This window comes from Pseudomonas sp. GNP012 (genome assembly GCF_054343835.1).
Map to the genome: position 1 here is coordinate 2792854 of NZ_JBTGUU010000001.1, position 17777 is coordinate 2810630.

At 62.1% G+C, this 17777-nt stretch carries 16 protein-coding genes and 1 pseudogene; 10 read left to right on the top strand and 7 right to left on the bottom strand.

Annotation, left to right across the window (positions count from 1 at the left end):
* Positions 1 to 19: 19 nt before the first annotated feature.
* From ACXX83_RS12440 to ACXX83_RS12450, 3 genes and pseudogenes are all read right to left on the bottom strand, one after another.
* Positions 20 to 2008 (bottom strand): peptidase U32 family protein, encoded by a 1989-nt coding sequence (locus tag ACXX83_RS12440; protein WP_102702707.1) that lies wholly within the window; start codon positions 2006 to 2008, stop codon positions 20 to 22.
* Positions 2009 to 2527: 519 nt separating this feature from the next.
* The gene (locus ACXX83_RS12445) at positions 2528 to 2908 is read right to left on the bottom strand and encodes a RidA family protein (protein ID WP_116582778.1); all 381 of its coding nucleotides are present in this window, start codon (positions 2906 to 2908) and stop codon (positions 2528 to 2530) included.
* Between the two features lie 117 nt (positions 2909 to 3025).
* Positions 3026 to 3291, bottom strand: a pseudogene (locus tag ACXX83_RS12450) (NIPSNAP family protein); the annotation flags it as partial.
* Between the two features lie 198 nt (positions 3292 to 3489).
* Between ACXX83_RS12450 and psrA the strand changes: the two are divergent.
* From psrA to phnX, 4 genes are all read left to right on the top strand, one after another.
* A complete protein-coding gene (gene psrA / locus ACXX83_RS12455) occupies positions 3490 to 4581 on the top strand; it encodes an iron-containing alcohol dehydrogenase PsrA (RefSeq protein ID WP_126046131.1) in 1092 nt (363 codons plus the stop codon).
* A gap of 129 nt (positions 4582 to 4710) precedes the next feature.
* Positions 4711 to 6006 carry an MFS transporter gene (locus ACXX83_RS12460; RefSeq protein ID WP_458548608.1) on the top strand — a complete coding sequence of 432 codons (1296 nt, stop codon included), beginning with the start codon at positions 4711 to 4713 and terminating at the stop codon, positions 6004 to 6006.
* Between the two features lie 53 nt (positions 6007 to 6059).
* On the top strand, positions 6060 to 6932 hold the full coding sequence (locus ACXX83_RS12465) for a LysR substrate-binding domain-containing protein (RefSeq protein WP_217835458.1): 873 nt from the start codon (positions 6060 to 6062) through the stop codon (positions 6930 to 6932).
* Positions 6933 to 7018: 86 nt separating this feature from the next.
* On the top strand, positions 7019 to 7846 hold the full coding sequence (gene phnX, locus ACXX83_RS12470; protein WP_223542617.1) for a phosphonoacetaldehyde hydrolase: 828 nt from the start codon (positions 7019 to 7021) through the stop codon (positions 7844 to 7846).
* Between the two features lie 41 nt (positions 7847 to 7887).
* Here phnX and ACXX83_RS12475 read toward each other — a convergent pair whose 3' ends face one another.
* Positions 7888 to 8661 carry an AraC family transcriptional regulator gene (locus ACXX83_RS12475; protein WP_458548609.1) on the bottom strand — a complete coding sequence of 258 codons (774 nt, stop codon included), beginning with the start codon at positions 8659 to 8661 and terminating at the stop codon, positions 7888 to 7890.
* A gap of 135 nt (positions 8662 to 8796) precedes the next feature.
* On the opposite strand from ACXX83_RS12475, the gene ACXX83_RS12480 reads away from it, so the two are divergent.
* Positions 8797 to 10032 (top strand): MFS transporter, encoded by a 1236-nt coding sequence (locus ACXX83_RS12480; protein ID WP_458548610.1) that lies wholly within the window; start codon positions 8797 to 8799, stop codon positions 10030 to 10032.
* 37 nt (positions 10033 to 10069) lie between these two features.
* Here the strand turns inward: ACXX83_RS12480 and ACXX83_RS12485 are convergent, their stop codons facing one another.
* Both ACXX83_RS12485 and ACXX83_RS12490 read right to left on the bottom strand, forming a co-directional pair.
* Positions 10070 to 10672 (bottom strand): NADPH-dependent F420 reductase, encoded by a 603-nt coding sequence (locus ACXX83_RS12485; protein WP_458548611.1) that lies wholly within the window; start codon positions 10670 to 10672, stop codon positions 10070 to 10072.
* A gap of 33 nt (positions 10673 to 10705) precedes the next feature.
* Entirely contained in the window at positions 10706 to 11458 is a 753-nt protein-coding gene (locus ACXX83_RS12490) for a 3-oxoacyl-ACP reductase family protein (protein WP_102702576.1), read from the bottom strand.
* Positions 11459 to 11565: 107 nt separating this feature from the next.
* On the opposite strand from ACXX83_RS12490, the gene ACXX83_RS12495 reads away from it, so the two are divergent.
* Both ACXX83_RS12495 and ACXX83_RS12500 read left to right on the top strand, forming a co-directional pair.
* The gene (locus ACXX83_RS12495; protein ID WP_458548612.1) at positions 11566 to 12495 is read left to right on the top strand and encodes a LysR family transcriptional regulator; all 930 of its coding nucleotides are present in this window, start codon (positions 11566 to 11568) and stop codon (positions 12493 to 12495) included.
* Between the two features lie 186 nt (positions 12496 to 12681).
* Entirely contained in the window at positions 12682 to 13506 is an 825-nt protein-coding gene (locus ACXX83_RS12500) for a response regulator transcription factor (RefSeq protein ID WP_126046136.1), read from the top strand.
* Between the two features lie 142 nt (positions 13507 to 13648).
* On the opposite strand, the gene ACXX83_RS12505 is transcribed toward ACXX83_RS12500, so the two are convergent.
* The gene (locus tag ACXX83_RS12505; RefSeq protein WP_217835464.1) at positions 13649 to 13972 is read right to left on the bottom strand and encodes a DUF6124 family protein; all 324 of its coding nucleotides are present in this window, start codon (positions 13970 to 13972) and stop codon (positions 13649 to 13651) included.
* 558 nt (positions 13973 to 14530) lie between these two features.
* On the opposite strand from ACXX83_RS12505, the gene ACXX83_RS12510 reads away from it, so the two are divergent.
* From ACXX83_RS12510 to ACXX83_RS12520, 3 genes are read left to right on the top strand one after another with little or no spacing between them, the layout of a single operon-like run.
* Positions 14531 to 15646, top strand: a complete 1116-nt coding sequence (locus tag ACXX83_RS12510; RefSeq protein WP_126046138.1) for an ABC transporter ATP-binding protein — start codon at positions 14531 to 14533, stop codon at positions 15644 to 15646.
* A 39-nt stretch (positions 15647 to 15685) separates the two neighbouring features.
* Entirely contained in the window at positions 15686 to 16828 is a 1143-nt protein-coding gene (locus ACXX83_RS12515; RefSeq protein WP_458548613.1) for an ABC transporter substrate-binding protein, read from the top strand.
* Between the two features lie 31 nt (positions 16829 to 16859).
* The gene (locus ACXX83_RS12520) at positions 16860 to 17777 is read left to right on the top strand and encodes an ABC transporter permease (protein ID WP_458548614.1); all 918 of its coding nucleotides are present in this window, start codon (positions 16860 to 16862) and stop codon (positions 17775 to 17777) included.

Below are 17777 nucleotides of genomic sequence, written 5' to 3' on the forward strand. Positions count from 1 at the left end.
CGGCGCGCTCGCCGGTCACTCAGTGCGGTGCGCGCGGGATGGTCTTGAGCAGGTCTTCGGGGCTGATGTGACCGACCACGCTGCCCGGTTGCGGCAGATTGAGGATGTGGCCCTTCATCTTGCCGATGATGTGCATTTCGCATGGCTTGCAATCGAACTTCAGCGTCAGCACTTCATCGCCATGAATCAGCTGCATCGGCGCGACCTTGGTGCGCACGCCGGTCACGCCCTTGGCCTGTTTCGGACACAGGTTGAAGGAGAAACGCAGGCAGTGCTTGGTGATCATCACCGGCACTTCGCCGGCTTCCTCGTGGGCCTCGTAGGCCGCGTCGATCAGCTTGACCCCATGGCGGTGATAGAAGTCGCGAGCCTTCTGGTTGTAGACGTTGGCCAGGAAGGTCAGGTGCGACTCCGGGTACACCGGCGGCGGCGTGGTTTCGGCTTTACGGCTGCCACGCGGGTGGGCGGCGACCCGCGCCTGGGTCAAGGCCTCGATCACTTCGCGGCGCAAGGCCTTGAGCTGCGAGTTCGGGATGAAGAACGCCTGCGGCGCATCCAGCTTGATGTCGATGGCGTGGTACTGGGTGGTACCCAGCTGGCCGAGCAGATCCTGCAATTGCTCCAGCGCCTGCTCCGGCTTGTTGGCCGCGCCGAACGGGCCGGCCAGCGTGACACTGGCGCTGATGCCTTCCTCGCTGGTCGCGGTCAGCTCCAGCTGTTCTTCACGCAAGCGAGCGACCCAGCTCAGGGCGATACGACGCTCAGCCGAGGTCCTTTGCAGCGCCTGTTGCCAGTTGTGATCGAGATTGCGATTCAGCGGATGGTTGGGGCGCAGCTTGTACATCCCCTCCGGCATCTCGTTGGGCTCGACGCGATAGCGATAACGCTTCTCGCCGTCCTCCTCGAATTCGCCCTTGGGTTCGGCGATGTTCGCGCGAAAACCCACCACTTCACGCTTGACCAGCACGTTGAGGCCGTCACCGTTGGACAGCGGCTCGTGCGTCACGACCTGCATGTCGCGCTTGGCGACCTTCTCGACCACACCCACCGGCAGACCGGTGAAGGTCGGCGAGTCAAAGGCGCCGATATCGATCTTGCGGTCAGTGACGAAGTAATCGGTGCTGCCACGGTGGAAGGTTTTTTCCGGGTCGGGCAGGAAGAAGTGCGCGGTGCGGCCACTGGAAGCGCGGGCCAGGTCCGGGCGGTCTTCGAGGACGTCGTCCAGACGCTGGCGGTAGTAGGCGGTGATGTTCTTCACATAGCCCATGTCCTTGTAGCGGCCCTCGATCTTGAACGAGCGCACGCCCGCCTCGACCAGCGCGCGGATGTTGGCGCTCTGGTTGTTGTCCTTCATCGACAGCAGGTGCTTTTCGTAAGCGATCACCCCACCCTTTTCATCCTTGAGGGTGTACGGCAGGCGGCAAGCCTGGGAGCAGTCGCCGCGGTTGGCGCTGCGCCCGGTCTGCGCGTGGGAAATGTTGCACTGGCCGGAAAACGCCACGCACAAGGCGCCATGGATAAAGAACTCGATGGCCGCGTCGGTTTCGTCGGCGATGGCGCGGATTTCCTTGAGGTTCAGCTCGCGGGCCAGCACCAGTTGCGAGAATCCGGCCTGATCGAGAAACTTTGCCCGCTCCAGGGTGCGGATGTCCGTCTGGGTACTGGCGTGCAGTTCGATCGGCGGAATGTCCAGTTCCATCACACCCAGGTCCTGGACGATCAGCGCATCGACGCCGGCGTCGTACAACTGGTGGATCAGCTGGCGGGCCGGCTCCAGTTCGTTGTCGTGCAGGATCGTGTTGATGGTGGTGAAGATCCGCGCGTGATAACGACGGGCGAATTCCACCAGTTCGGCAATCTCGCTCACCTCGTTGCAGGCGTTGTGGCGGGCGCCGAAGCTCGGGCCGCCGATGTACACGGCATCAGCACCATGCAGGATAGCCTCGCGGGCGATGGCAACATCGCGGGCAGGGCTGAGCAATTCCAGGTGATGTTTGGGCAAAGACATAGTTTTTTTAGTCAGGCTTGTCACGGTCGAGGCGTGCATTGTAGCGGCGAAATGCCTGACCGGCACCCGTATGCTGCCCGGTGGTGGCCTTGGGTAGATCTACCCTGCCTGAATCCATGTAGGAGCGAGCTTGCTCGCGATGGACGCTAACGATGACGCGGGCATTCTGAATGCACGCGTCGCCCTTGTGTTCATCGCGAGCAAGCTCGCTCCTACATTTGATCGGCGTTGACCAAAAATTTAGCCCCTGCCCAACATCCCCTGTGGGAGCGAGCCTGCTCGCGAAAGCGGTGTGACAGCCAAAATTGATGTCGACTGACACGCCGCCATCGCGGGCAAGCCCGCTCCCACAGGGGGATTTCATGTCGTACTCAGAATTTGTGCACAACACATTCAACTGTGGGAGCGGGCTTGCTCGCGAAAGCGCTGGGTCAGTCAACACTCATGCAAGCTGACACTCCGTTTTCGCGAGCAAGCCCGCTCACACAGGGTTTTGTGTGTGTGTGTGTGTTGCTGCAGTTAGGCCTTGGCCGCCATCGCGGTCACTTCCACGCGCATGCCTTCAACCGCCAGCGAGGCAACCCCGACAGCCGCGCGCACTGGCCACGGCTTGGCGAAGTAGCGTTTGTAGACCTCGTTGAACGCGGCGCGGTCGGCCATGTCGGTGAGGTAGATGGTCAGGTGCATCACGCGGTCCATGGAGCTGCCGGCACGTTCCAGGGCAACCTTCAGCGCTTGCAGGGTGCATTCGCTTTGCAGGGTGATGTCGCCCAGTTCCAGGCTGCCGTCGGCACGGGTGGGGATCTGGGTGGAGACCAGCACACCGGCGAAACCGACGACGTCGGAGGAGATCGAATCGGCATCGAGGTCAGGCGTAAAGGTCAGGTCGTGGTTTGCCATTGGAATTTCTCTTGCTTGAAAGGGTAAGGCGAGCGCCTTTTGCGCCGCCAGTTTACAGGGCCATTTCCGGCGCGTCGCTAATGCGCACCGTTCGGCTGCGCATGAGCCGAGCCCTCGTCATTGCAAGGGCGAAAACCTCGCTGGCAGGTAGATCGTCGAGCGCATGTCGCGCAGTTGCGGGCCGGAGTTTTCCGGCGGCCAGACGCCGTCGGTGGCGTAAACGCCGCGTACACCGGCGAATAGGGTTCGGTGGTCCGCGCTTCAATGGCGTTGCTCCAGCCGTCGAGTGTCGGCTGCAACCCGCTGCTGACCAGGTCGTAGACGCGCAACTCATAGAACGGACCGTGCTGGCCGACACTCAAGGGCTCGATGAAGGGAAACAGCGCATTTCCCCCAGTGTTCCAGGTGATTTCTTTACGCCGTGCAGCGTTCGTTCATTCAACTCACAGGTGGATACGTGTCCCGTAAGCTCGCCCCACTATCGGCCCAGCCGATTCAAACCTGCGAATTATCGATTTGTGCAGCAGTGCGTGGACCGCGAGCATGGCGTCACTTCCAACAACAAAAACCAAGGACCCGCCATGACCGCCCGATTTCACAACCCAGTGGATACCCGTTTCGGCTGGGGCAGCCTGCAAGAGCTGGCCGCCATCACCGAACACCAGAACGTTGCCGTCGTAACCTTTCCCGAAGCCCGTGACCTGGGGCTGGTGGATCGCCTCCAGGCGCTGCTGGGTGAACGTCTGGTCTACGTGATCGAAGATGTCCAGCCCAATCCCGATGTCGCGCAACTGCGCGCGACCTATGAACGCTTCTGGCAGGAAGCCGGCGATTGCCATGCGGTGATTGCCGTCGGAGGCGGCAGTGCCATCGACACGGCTAAAGCGCTGATTGTCGGCACCGAGTCAGGCCGCTTCGATGAACTGCTGGCATTGCTGGCAAGCGGCAAACCCTTCGTTCCGGTACGCAGCAAACAGCTGATCGCAGCCCCGACCACGGCAGGCACCGGCAGTGAAGTCACGCCTTGGGCGACGATCTGGGACGCGGCCAACCACAAGAAGTATTCCCTGCACCTGGACTGTACCTGGCCAAAGGTCGCGATCATCGATCCGCAACTGATGCTCACGGTGCCGGCCAGCGTCACCGTCTCCACAGGCCTGGATGCCTTGTCCCACGCACTGGAGTCGATCTGGAACATCAACGCCAACCCGCTTTCCGACACTTTCGCCATCTCTGCCATCGAGGACATCCTCGAATGCCTGCCCTTGCTGCGGCGTGACCTGTCCAGCCAGGAACTGCGTTCACGGATGGCCCTCGCCGCACTCAAGGCCGGCATGGCGTTCTCCAACACCAAGACCGCGCTGGCCCACTCCATTTCCTATGAGATGACCTTGCACTACGGTCTGCCCCACGGCATCGCCTGCTCCTTCACCTTGCCACTGGTGTTGGGCCTTGCCTGGGGCCACGACGCAACGCGTGACAAGACCCTGCAACGGGTTTTCGGACCAGACCTGGATAAAGCCCAGGCCCGTTTGCGCGCCTTCCTGCACAGCCTGGATGTGAAGACCGAATTCGCCGACTACGGCGTAACGGCCGAAGAGGCGCAAGTCATGATCGATTTCGCCCTGCAGGGCGCACGCGGCAAGAACTTCATCGGCTCACGAGCGGCCTAGGGCTCGACAGCCCCCAAGACACTACACTGCCAGCGGCGTAACGAGCCGCGACGATTTCCTGCCGCACCTGAAAAAGAGTGCACCCTGCGCCGCAACTCGCAGGGAACGAACAAGAATAAGGAAAAGATCATGAATCGTGCCCAAACCATGCCAGGTCTCGCCGTACACACTGCATCGTTTCGCGTCGCCCAGTGGCGCATGCTGCTGGCCGCCATGTTTTGCTATCTGTTTTTCTATACCGGGCGACAAACGTTCGGTTTCGCCATTCCCGGTATCCAGGCCGAGTTCGGCTTTACCAAAGAGCACCTTGGCTGGGTATCGGCCGTCATGCTCTGGGCCTACGCCATTGGCCAGGCCATCAACGGCAACCTCGCCGACAAGTTCGGTGGCCGGCGCATCATGACGCTGGGCGCCGTGCTGTCCTGCGGCGCCAACTGGGTGACCAGTTTCGCCAGCAACTTTGCCGCGTTGATTTTGCCTTGGGGCATCAATGGCTACTTCCAGGCATTGGGCTGGGCGCCGGGCAGTCGGCTGATCTCCAACTGGTGGAGCGCGGGCGAACGCGGCAAGGTCTACGGCTTGTATGTGTTCGCGGCCGGTTGCGCTTCCGTTCTTTCCTACGTGACCTCGATCATCGTGCTGGAAGTGATGCATCTGGAATGGCGCTGGATCTTCCGCCTGCCCGTATTGCTCATGCTGGCGGGCGGCATCATCTTCTACCTGGTGGCCCGCGAGCGTCCGCAAGACCTGGGGTTCGAACCGCTGGCCGACACGGGCGTGGCCAACGCCGAGGACAAGAACCATGAGGTGGCGCACGGTGAAACCGAAACATCGGCGCAACGCTACAAAGCGGTACTGAAGAACTTTCGCCTGATCATCGCCGCCGTGTCCCTGGGGTTCCAGAACGCTGCCCGCTACGGTTTGATCGTCTGGGTGCCGGTGCACTTTCTGGGCGCCAACTGGAAAAGCGGCGACAGCATGATCGATCCGAAATGGATCACCGTGGCCCTTCCGGTCGGCATGGCCATCGGCGCGCTGAGCAACGGCTGGATCTCGGACAAGCTGTTCGGCTCCAAACGCTACCTGGCGATCATGCTCTACATGTTCCTCGGCGCAGCGACCAGTATGTGGATGTGGACCCTTGCCCCCCACAGCGCGACCGGCCTTGTGGCGTTGTTCCTCTGCGGTTTCTTCGTGTACGGCCCCGCTTCCAGCTTCTGGGCACTGTGCCCGGACCTGGTGGGCGCCAAGCGCGCCGGCACGGCGACCGGCGTGATGAACTTCTCTTCCTATCTGTTCGCCGGCCTGGCGGAACCGCTGATCGGCAGTATGCTCGACAGTACCGGCAACACCTCGCTGATCTTCATCGTGGTCACCAGCGCCTGCCTGTGCAGTGCAATTGTCGCGTTGTTCATCAGGCGTTGATTGCCGGGCACGGCAGGTTGAATCGAAGGCGCGGCTTCTGAACAGGATCGTCTATGTACCAGTACCACAAGTGGCTACGTTCATTTCATGCGGTGGCCAAGACCGGCAGCTTCACCCTCGCCGCCGAGTACCTGAGCGTCGGCCAGCCCACGGTCAGTGAGCAGGTCAATGCCCTGGAGAAGAAGTTTTCCGTGGAGCTGTTCCATCGCCGCGGCCGCTTTATCGAAATGAGTGCCGCCGGGCACCAACTCTATGCGATCACCCAGGGCCTGTTCGGCCAGGAGGATGAAGCCGTGCAACTGCTGCAGAGTTTCAAGCAACGCAAGACCGGCATGCTGCGCCTGGGCGCAGTGTCCCCGCCCATTGCGATGAACCTGACCTACGAACTGATGCAGCGGCACCCGGACATCGAGCTGGAAACCTCGTTTTCTCCGGAAAAAGAGACCCTGGATCGCCTGTTCAACTTCGATATCGATGTGGCGATCCTGGCCCTGTCCGAATTCGACCAGCGTTTTGACACGCAGCTTTACCGGCGCTACCCGATCATTGCGGTGGTGCGCGAGGACCATCCCTGGGCCCGGCAGAAAGAAGTACAGGTCGAGCAGATCAGCGAAGAGAAATGGGTGCTGCGGGAAAAAAGCTCCCGCACTCGCCAATTGGTAGAGGAAAGCTGCAAGCGCCTGGGCGTCGCCCTCAATTGCGTCATGCAGTTGAACAGCCGCGAGGCCATCGTCCATGCCATCGCCAAGGGCATCGGTATCGGTTTCGTCTCGGCCGTCGAGTACACCGAAACGCCCGGCACCAAACCGATCACCTTCGTCAATCACCCGTTTTCCATCGACTACCACCTGTGCTGCCTGGGCATTCGCCGAAACCGGCCGATGATCGCGGAGCTGTTCGACTCGAGCCCAACGCCGGCCACCTGATTTCGTCTCACCCTTGAGCAATCCACAGGCCTACTTCCTGGCGACAGGAGGGACGGCCTGCCCACAACAAAAAATGGAGAAATACCATGAACTACCAACAACCGACCCAACTGCAAGCCGTGGTCCTGGACTGGGCCGGCACCGTTGTCGATTTCGGCTCCTTCGCCCCCACGCAGATTTTCGTCGAGGCCTTTGCCGAGTTCGGCGTCGCCGTTTCGCTGGAAGAAGCCCGGGGCCCGATGGGCATGGGCAAGTGGGATCACATCCGCACCCTGTGCAATCAGCCGCAGATCGCCGAGCGCTACCGTGCCGTGTTTGACCGCCTGCCGACCGATGACGATGTCACCGCACTGTACGAACGCTTCATGCCGCTGCAGATCGAGAAAATCGCCCTGCACTCGGCCCTGATACCCGGCGCGCTGAACACCATCAATGCCTTGCGCGACAAGGGCCTGAAAATCGGCTCGTGCTCCGGTTACCCGGCCGTGGTCATGGAAAAAGTGGTCGAACTGGCGCGGCACAATGGCTACGTGGCGGACCATGTGGTGGCCACCGATGAGGTGCCGAACGGCCGTCCCTACCCGGCCCAGGCCCTGGCCAACGTGATTGCCCTGGGGATCAGTGACGTCGCCGCCTGCGTCAAGGTCGACGACACCTGGCCCGGCATTCTCGAAGGCCGTGCCGCCGGGATGTGGACGGTCGCGCTGACCTGTTCCGGCAATGCCCTGGGCTTGACCTACGAGCAATACAAGGCCCTGCCTTCCGACAGGCTGGACAGTGAGCGGGCCCGCATCGTCAGGATGTTCGAAGGCTCCCGCCCGCACTACCTGATCGACACCATCGTCGATCTGCCAGCGGTCATCGAAGACATCAATGCCCGACTGGCCCGGGGTGAAACACCGCAAGGATCCTGAGCGGATTCAGGCATCAAGCGGCCGTCCCACGGGCGGCCGCCTCACTTGAAAAAATCACTCGGCGTCTTGCCGAACTGCTTCTTGAACATGGTGGTGAACGCGCTCGGGCTGTCGTATCCCAGCGCCCCGGCGATGTCGATGATCTTCTCCCCGACGGCGATGCGTTCCAGCGCCAGCAGCAGTCGCGCTTGCTGGCGCCATTGGCCGAAAGTCATGCCGGTTTCCTTGCGAAAGCGGCGCTGGATGGTTTTGGCGTCGAGGCTCAACCGCGCGCTCCAGTCCGACAAGGTCGAGCCATCGCCCGGGTCCTGCTGCAACGCGCTACAGATCTGGCTGATCCGTTGATCGCTGGGCTGCGGCAGGTTCAATGGCAAGGTCGGCAGTATCGTCAGTTCATCCAGGATCAGCCGCAGCACCCGGGCTTCCCGCGAGTCCGGGTCGCCATTGAAATCGAAATCCACCGAGACCTTGATCAGCTCACTGAGCAATGCGGACACACTCACCGCGCGGGTTTCACCGGGCAGGTCCGGGCTCGCGCCGGGGTGCACAAACACGCTGCGCATCTTGATCGGCCCGACACAGCGAATCCAGTGCACTACCCCACTCGGCATCCAGATGCCACGGCTCGGCGGCACCGTCCATTGGCTGGCGGCGGCGTGCACCACCATCACACCTTCGATGGCATAGATCAGTTGATGCTTTTCATGGGAATGCGGCGCGATAAACCAGTTTTCCGGGTAGTCGGTCGCACTGCTGCGAACGCTCCAGCCGCCCTGGTCGATCTCCGCAAGAAATGTCTGTAATGGCTTGATCATGACGCCCTTTTTGCGATGGTCCGCGCCCGAGTTGCGCGAGACGGGCGACTTTGTGGGCCATAGGATAACGCCGAACCCTGAAATTGGCTGCGCCTTGCGTTCGCGGCTCGCGTTTTTTTATCCGGAAACCTGCCTATGTCGACCACCACCCTCAGCTCGCCCTCACCCACCGTCTCGGTCGCCAGCCAGGCCAGCCCCCTGGTCATGCGCGTCATCGGCGCCTGTGCGTTGGCGCACCTGATCAACGACCTGATCCAGGCCGTGCTGCCGTCGATCTATCCGATGCTCAAGGCCAGCTATGGTCTGAGCTTTACCCAGGTCGGCCTGATCACCCTGACCTTCCAGCTCACCGCCTCACTGCTGCAACCCTGGATCGGCTTCTACACCGACCGTCATCCCAAACCGTGGCTGCTGCCGGCCGGCATGGTCTGCACCCTGATCGGTATCCTGATGCTGTCGATGGTCGGCAGTTTCCCGGCGATTCTCGTGGCATCGGCGCTGGTGGGGGTTGGCTCGTCGACCTTTCACCCGGAGACCTCGCGGGTGGCGCGCCTGGCCTCGGGCGGTCGCTACGGCCTGGCGCAATCGACCTTTCAGGTCGGCGGCAACGCCGGCAGCGCCTTCGGCCCCTTGCTGGCCGCCGCGATCATCATTCCCTATGGCCAGGGCAACGTCGCCTGGTTCGGCCTGTTCGCGGTGTTCGCCATCCTCGTGCAATATGGCCTGAGCCGCTGGTATCGCAATCACCTGAACCTGTTCAAGCTCAAGCAAGGCAGCAAGGCCACCCACGGCCTGTCGAAACGGCGGGTGACCTTCGCTCTGATCGTGTTGGCGCTGTTGGTGTTTTCCAAATACTTCTACATGGCCAGCTTCACCAGTTACTTCACCTTCTACCTGATCGAGAAATTCGACCTGTCGGTGGCCAGTTCGCAGCTGTACCTGTTCCTGTTCCTCGGCGCCGTCGCGGCGGGCACGTTCTTTGGCGGCCCGATCGGCGACCGGATCGGCCGCAAGCGGGTGATCTGGTTCTCGATCCTCGGCGCAGCGCCGTTCACCCTTGCCCTGCCCTACGTCGACCTGTTCTGGACGGGCGTGTTGAGCATGATCATCGGCTTCATCCTCGCCTCGGCATTCTCGGCCATCGTGGTCTTCGCCCAGGAACTGGTGCCCGGCAACGTCGGCATGATCGCCGGGGTGTTCTTCGGCCTGATGTTCGGATTCGGCGGGATCGGTGCTGCGCTGCTGGGGCACCTGGCCGATATCCATGGCATCGAGTACGTCTACACGCTGTGTTCATTCCTGCCGCTGCTGGGGATTCTGACGATCCTGTTGCCGTCTACTGGGCAGCGCCCGTCGGTGTCTGGGCGCTGATGGCGGTTGCGGCAATGAAAGGCGCGCCTCAATCTGCTCAGGCAAAACTGACCAGATTGAGTGCCGGCAAAGGTCCGCCAGGAAACTGCACCAGCCGGGCGCCGACGTCGAGCATCCCCAGGTCGATGCCGAAGAAACCCAGGCGGTTGATCAAGCCACCGACCGTCTCCCTGGCTTGCGGGTCATCGCCGGAGAAAAACAGCACGCGGCGCCCGCCTTCCCTCCCCGGGTCGGCGCAAATCAGCTGCGGTTGCAGGTGATTGAATGCCTTGACCACCCGGGCACCGGGTACCAGCTCGGAGAACACCGCGCTGGAAGTCCGGCCATGCAGATCGACACCCTTGAACAGCGGCGCTTCGATCGGGTTGTTGGCATCGATCACGATCCGCCCGGCGAAGTCCGGCAGCCCTGCCAGTGCTGCCGGCAACTTCGACCAGTTCACCGCGACCAGCACGATCGGCTGTGCGGCGGCCTCCTCCCGGGTGCCGGCCTTGACCAGCGGCCCCAGTTCCCTGACCCGCTCAACCAGCGACGCCGGGCCACGGCTGTTGGAAAGGATGACGCTGATCCCCTTGCTTGCCGCTGCCCGGGCAAAAGCACTGCCTATAGCCCCCGCGCCGATCACACCGATAGTGGTCATAGTGAAAATTCCTCGTTCAATGAAAGAAATGGGTCAAGCCGTGAAACCGCCGTCCGCGACGATGTCGGCGCCGGTGATAAAGGCCGCTTGGGGGCCGGCGAGGAAGGCCACGAGGCTGGCAATTTCGTGGGGCTGGCCGTAGCGGCCAACAGCGATGCCGGGCTTGACGAAATCGCTGACCGCGCCGCCATCCGGGTTCATGTCGGTATCGGTCGGGCCCGGATGCACGGTGTTGACCGTGATGCCTTTTGGTCCCAGGTCACGCACCAGGCTGCGGTTGAAACCGGTGATCGCGCCTTTGGTCAGGGTGTACAGAGAGGCAGTGGGGAATGCGGCATAACGGGTCATCGACGAACCGATATGGATGACGCGGCCGCCGTCCTTCATCTGGCGCACGGCTTCCTGGGTGGCCACGAACACGCCGGTGACGTTGACCGCGATCATGCGCTGGTAGGTTTCGAACTCGATGTCTTCGATCGGGCCGCCGAGGGCCAGGCCGGCATTGTTGACCAGAATATCGATGCGCCCGAAGGTGTCGACGGTTTGCGCAACCGCCGCACGCATCGCTTGCGGTTCACCGGCATCCGCCGCAATCGCCATGGCGCGGCCGCCTTCGCTGGCAATGGCCTGCACCACTTCCCGGGCCTTGTCCGGCGAGGCGCTGTAGGTCAGTGCCACCTGCGCACCGTCGGCGGCCAGGCGCCTGGCAATTGCTGCGCCGATCGAACGCGAGCCGCCGGTAACCAGGGCAACTTTTCCGGCAAGCGGGAGGGTTTGGGTCGTCATGATGGATTCACTCTCGGGTTAAGGTGAAATCATCATGGCCGCGCCAATACTTAATGATTAGAGTGCAATGACTTAAATCACTTTCAAGCATTCGTATCAGGTGAGCGATGGAAACCCTGGCCAATCTGGAGTCTTTTGTCCGTAGCGCGCAGACCGGCAGCTTTTCGGCCGCGGCCCGTCATCTCGCCCTGACGCCCGCCGCTGTCAGCCGCAATGTGGCGATGCTTGAACGCAACCTTGGCGTCCGCTTGTTCCATCGCTCGACCCGCAAGCTGACATTGACCGAAGCCGGCGAGCACTTCCTGGCGTCCATCGGCGGCAACCTCGACGCCTTGCAACACGCGATCAGTTCAGTGGCGACCGATCAGGGCGAACCTTGCGGGCAACTGAAGGTGAGCATGGCGCCAACCTTTGGCATCAGCCACGTGCTGCCCCTGCTGCCGGCGTTTCTGGCCCGTTATCCGTTGATTCGCCCGGAATGGCATTTCGAGAACCGCCAGGTAGACCTGATCGCCGATGGTTATGACGTGGCCATCGGCGCTGGCTTTGAGCTGGCCCAAGGCGTCATTTCACGACCGTTGGCCCCTGCTCATGTCATCGCTGTCGCTTCACCGGATTACCTGCGGGGCCGTCCTGTCCCCGCGACCCCGGACGCACTCGAAGACCTTGAAGGCATCTTGATGCGATCCCCCCAGACCGGTCGGGTACGTTATTGGAGCATGCGCAACAAGGCCGGCGTGGAAGTGCCCGCGCAAGTCAGGGAAAGCATCATCGTCAACGATCCCGTTGCCGTGCGCGAGGCGGTATTGCTGGGGCTGGGCGTAGGGTTTCTCGCCGTGGCGGATGTGCAAGGCTGGATCGAACGCGGCGACCTGCTGCGCCTGGTGCCGGACTGGTACGCCGATGCCGGCACCATTTCCATGTACTTCGCCACTCGCGCCCTCATGCCGGCCAAGACCCGGGCGTTCATCGACTTCATCAGCGAGGCATTTGAACAGCGACAGCTGGCGCGCAGGTTTTCCGGGGGCGAGGGTTGAGCTCAGGGAAAGCCACCTGTGCTCCTGATCATTTCTGCTACCAACCCTGTAGCACTCGGTAACACCCGGCCCCAATGCGGTGCGTCTTTTAAACGCCTTGCCGTGCGCCACCCCGCTCCACACGGGGCCACCCGCCATGGCGTACTTTGTGCATCCAAAGGCCATCCTCTTCTGCCTGTAGTCGCCATGCGCCCCAAGGAACTGAAACTCTGGACCACCGGAGTCGCCCACCTGCTCGACCTGCCTGCCGGGCATGCGCGGCTGTCGGGATTGAGCCACTGGCTTCGACAAATCTGCCCGGTCGATCATTTCGTCTTGTTTGTCTACGAAGGCAATCACCGGCCACTGGCGTTGTTCGATACGTTCTCAGCAGACAAGCGCGCAGTGTATGTCGACGACTACCAGTGCGGGCCTTACCTGCTCGATCCGTTCTACCTGGCTTGTACACGCGGGCAGGCGCCGGGGCTGTGGCGTCTGCGCCAGTTCGCCCCCGACCATTTCTACCTTGGCGAATACTTCCTGACCTATTACCAGCAGACCGGCCTGGCCGAGGAAGTGGCGTTTTTCGTCGACCTCGGCAACGGCGCCACGGCGGTGTTGTCGCTGATGCGCTCCAGTGCCAATTGCGCCTTCAGCCGGGACGAAATGCAGTTGGTCGAGTGTGCGCAAGCGGTGGTCGAACAGGTCATCAATGAAGCCTGGCGATTGCGCCAGGCCCAGCAACCGCGACCGGCGCAGGACCTGGACTTCAAGATCCGCGAAGCCTTCGACCACTTCGGCGCGCACATCCTCACCGGGCGCGAGCAGGAGATTGTCCAGCTGTTGCTGCGCGGCCACTCCAGCGCCTCGGTGGCCGAACAACTGAACATCAGCCCCGGCACGGTGAAAATTCACCGCAAGAACATCTACGCCAAACTGGGGATTGGCAGCCAGTCGGAGTTGCTGGGGTTGTTCATTCGGGAGCTGACGGAGGATCCGTTGCAGGCGCCCGGCCTCAGGCTGCAGGCCTGATACCTGTCAGCTAGCACAACACCCTGTGGGAGCGGGCTTGCTCGCGAAAGCGGTGTGTCAGGCAACTGATATGGCAACTGGAATATCGCTTTCGCGAGCAAGCCCGCTCCCACAGGTCTTTGTGTTGCCTGGATAGGTGTGGTTATTCAGGCGGATCGAGTTGATCCAGTGCCCGGTTCACCGCCAACTCCCCCAACATGATCACCTGCGCAATACCCAACAATGCATTGCGGCTCGGCCCTTCCAGATGATCCACCAGATCGTTGGCCATGACATTGGCCGACGCCAGCGACTCGCAGGCGTGCACCAGCAAGGTTTCGGTATTGAGTTCGGGATTGACGATGAACATGGTGCTGGGCTTGCGCGGCGTCGCCATGATCTGGGGGCCGGGGTTGAGGTCGTAATCGAGGCTTTCGCACGGAGATGCCGGATCAGTGTCAGGCGGGTTGGGTGTGACCTTGAACATAGCGAAACTCCTCGCATCGTAAAAAGGAGCCATCACTCTCACGCTACCAAACGGAGGGTGGTGGCCATACGCAGGTTGGTAGACCGGGATGCAAGGAGACCGGCGCGCCCGAAGGCGCCCTGTGCATGGCCACCATAGAGCAGAGTAGAAAAACGCTGCAGATGATGACGCTTTGCACCTCACATAGCCGGGCTACCAAACCCGATCACTGTTGTTATCCAGTGACCGGCAAACGATAAAACCCAGGCCCAAGGCGCACAAGCCGGCGGATTCTGGCGTACCTGTAGGCAACGACGCAAGGTGGTGTAGCCTTCGCGAAGTAACCCCGGATGTCTTTAAACACGCATCTGCATTTTGTGTAGGAGCGAGCTTGCTCGCGATGGTCGTTAACGAATACGCGGGATGACTGGCTGAACGCAGCGCTCTTGAGTCCATCGCGAGCGAGCTCGCTCCTACAACAATCTGCTTCTATCCCCGTAGGGATATATACACCGCAAAACCCCCATTGCTAGTTTGGCCCCCGACGCACTGATTCATCACTGCAAGGGAGCCCGCCTCGTGAACAACACCCCGCCAAGCGATATCGAATTCTGCAATGTGGTCAAACGCTATGGCGAGGTGCAGGCCGTCAGCGGTCTGGATTTCGCGGTGCGGCGTGGCTCGTTTCATTCCTTTCTCGGCGGCTCGGGCTGTGGCAAGACCACTACCCTGCGCATGATCGCCGGCTTCGAACAGCCCACCAGCGGCGAGGTTCGTCTGGCCGGCAAGAGCGTGGCCGGTGTGCCGGCGTTCGAGCGGCCGGTGAACATGGTGTTCCAGCATTACGCGCTGTTCCCGCACCTGACCGTGGCGCAGAACATTGCCTACGGCCTGCGCTATCGCACACCGCGCCCGGACAAGAAACAGCAACTGCGCATGGCCGATGAAGCGCTGGAAATGGTGCGCCTGAGCGGCTTTGGCCAGCGCAAGCCGAGCGAGCTTTCCGGTGGCCAGCAACAGCGTGTTGCCCTCGCCCGCGCGCTGGTCAACAAGCCGACGGTGTTGCTGCTCGACGAGCCGCTGGCCGCGCTGGACCGCAAGCTGCGCAAGGAGATGCAATCGGAGTTGCTGCGTTTGCAGCGCGAGGTCGGCATCACCTTCGTGCTGGTCACCCACGACCAGGAAGAAGCCCTGTCGATGAGCGACAGCATCAGCGTGATGCACAACGGTTCGATCATCCAGACCGCCACCCCGGAGCAACTCTACGAGGCTCCGGCCAGCCGCTACGTCGCCGACTTTATCGGCGAGTCCAACCTGTTCGACGGCACCGTGCGCCAGCTCAACGGCAATTCGGTGGTGCTGCGTACCGAGCAGGGTCTGGAACTGACCAGCCCGCTGACGCCCACCGGTAAAGCCCTGAGCGCCAACACAGCCGGTTGCATTGCGGTGCGCCCGGAGCTGATCAGCATCGCCGGCGCCCATGCCGAGATGAGCCGCGAAGTGAAGCTGCCGGGCTGCGTCGAAGACCGGATCTACCTGGGAAACTCCACCGAATACCGCGTACGCACCCAGGCCTTCGGCGTGGTTTGCGTGCGGGTGCCGCGCCAGCAGGATCACGGCGCCAATGCCTTCGAACACGGCGCAGCGGTTCGCGTCGGCTGGGATCACGCCAATGGCCTGGCCATGGCGTTGTAAATCATCGATTCGATTCATCAACCGGATATGGAGCGTGCTATGGACCAGAAGACTTTTATACAAACCCTGCGCAGCTGGCAGAACGGCTCGATCAGCCGTCGCGAGTTCCTTGGTCGCACCGGCCTCGGTATCGCTGCCGCCGTGGTCGCCACCAACATGCCCGGCCTGCTGACCTCCAGCGCCGAGGCGGCCGAGCAGGCCAAGCTCGGTGATCGCCTGTCGCTGGCGACCTGGCCGAACTACCACAGCCAGGAGAACCTCGACGCCTTCGGCAAGACCACCGGCGCCCGGGTGTCGATGAGCGTGTTCGGTTCCAACGAGGAAATGCTCGCCAAATTGCAGGCCGGCGGCAGTGGCTGGGACGTGCTGGTGCCGACCAACTACACCATCAGCACCTACGTCGGGCTGGGCCTGATCGAACCGCTGGACCTGTCGCGCATTCCCAACTTCGATGCCTCGGCGTTCCAGCAGAAATTCATGGCCCAGGGCACGGTGGACGGCAAGGTCTACGCGGTACCGAAAAACTGGGGCACCACTGGCATGCTCTACGACGCCGGCAAGCTGAAAAACGGCCCGACCAGCTGGAAGGAATTCTGGGTCGCCGCCCAGGGCCCGGCCAGTGGCCGGACGATGGTCCACGACTACCAGTTGACCGCCATTGGCAACGCCCTCAAAAGCTTCGGCTACAGCTTCAACTCCCTGGACCCGAAAGAACTGGCCGACGCGGAAAAGCTGCTGATCGAGATCAAGCCGCACCTGTTCGCGATCAACTCCGACATCCAGCCGTCGATGCGCAGCGGCGATGCCTGGCTGGCGATGTCCTGGACCGGCGACGCTTCGCAACTGCACCGCGACAACGCGCAAATGCAGTTCGAATTGGGCAAGGAAGGGGGCGAGTTGTGGAGCGACTTCTTCGCGATTCCCAAAAGTTCGGAACACAAGGACGCCGCCTACGCGTTCATCAACTACCTGCTCGATCCGCAGCACAACAAGCTGGAAGTGCTGAGCCACGGCTACCCGAGCGGCGACAAGCGTGTCGATGCCTTGCTGCCGGTGGCGATGCTCGACGACCCGATCATGTACCCGGCCGCCGAGGCCTTGAGCCCGCTTGAGTTCGGTGCCGCCGCGACGCTGACCAGCCCGGCGCGTGCCGAACTGATGGCGCGTTTCAAGTCCGCCTGATCGCCTGACCATGGCCAATGAGGAGTCATCCATGAATGCCGCCGCCCACCCGCAAACGGTGCAGCCGGGCCATGCCCTGTCGGCCGAGGTTCGCCAGCGGCGCAGCCTCGGCCGGCGCATTACCCTGCTGATGCTCTTGCCTTCGACCCTGTGGTTCCTGCTGCTGTTGTTGATGCCGCTGGTGATCATCCTGGTTTTCAGTTTCGGCGAGCGCAGCGCCGTGGGCGGTTACGCCGGTGGCTTCACCCTGGCCAACTACCTGAACCTCGGCTCTCGCGGCGCAGCGTTCAGCAACACGCTGATGCTCGCGCCGCTGGGCACTTTGGTGTGCCTGGTGGCGGCCTATCCGCTCGCGTACTTCCTCGCGGTCAAGGTCAGCAGGAGCCGCTCGCTGTTGCTGACCCTGGTGATCGTGCCGTTCTGGACCAGTTTTCTGATCCGCACCTATGCGTGGATTTTCATCCTCAGCGGCAAAGGCATTCCGGCGCTGCTGGCCAGCCTGGGGCTTGAGGATGTGCGGCTGATCAACACGCCGTGGGCGGTGCTGATCGGCATCGTCTACGGCTACCTGCCGCTGATGGTGTTCCCGATCTACGTCAGCCTGGAAAAACTCGACAAGCGCCTGCTCGAAGCGTCCGCCGACCTGGGCGCCAGCGCCTTCGAAAGCTTTCGCCGGATCACCCTGCCGCTGTCCGCGCCGGGGATCATCACCGGGGTGATGCTGGTGTTCATCCTGCTGATGGGCGAGTTCCTGATCCCGGCCATTCTCGGCGGCGGCAAGGTGTTCTTTGTCGGCAATGCGCTGGTCGACCTGTTCCTGCAATCGCGCAACTGGCCGTTCGGCAGTGCGCTGGCCATGACGTTGGTGGCGATGATGCTGCTGATCATCGGCGTGTATCTGAAACTGGTGGCGCGCTACGGCGGCCGCCCTGCCGACGGAGGTTTGTGA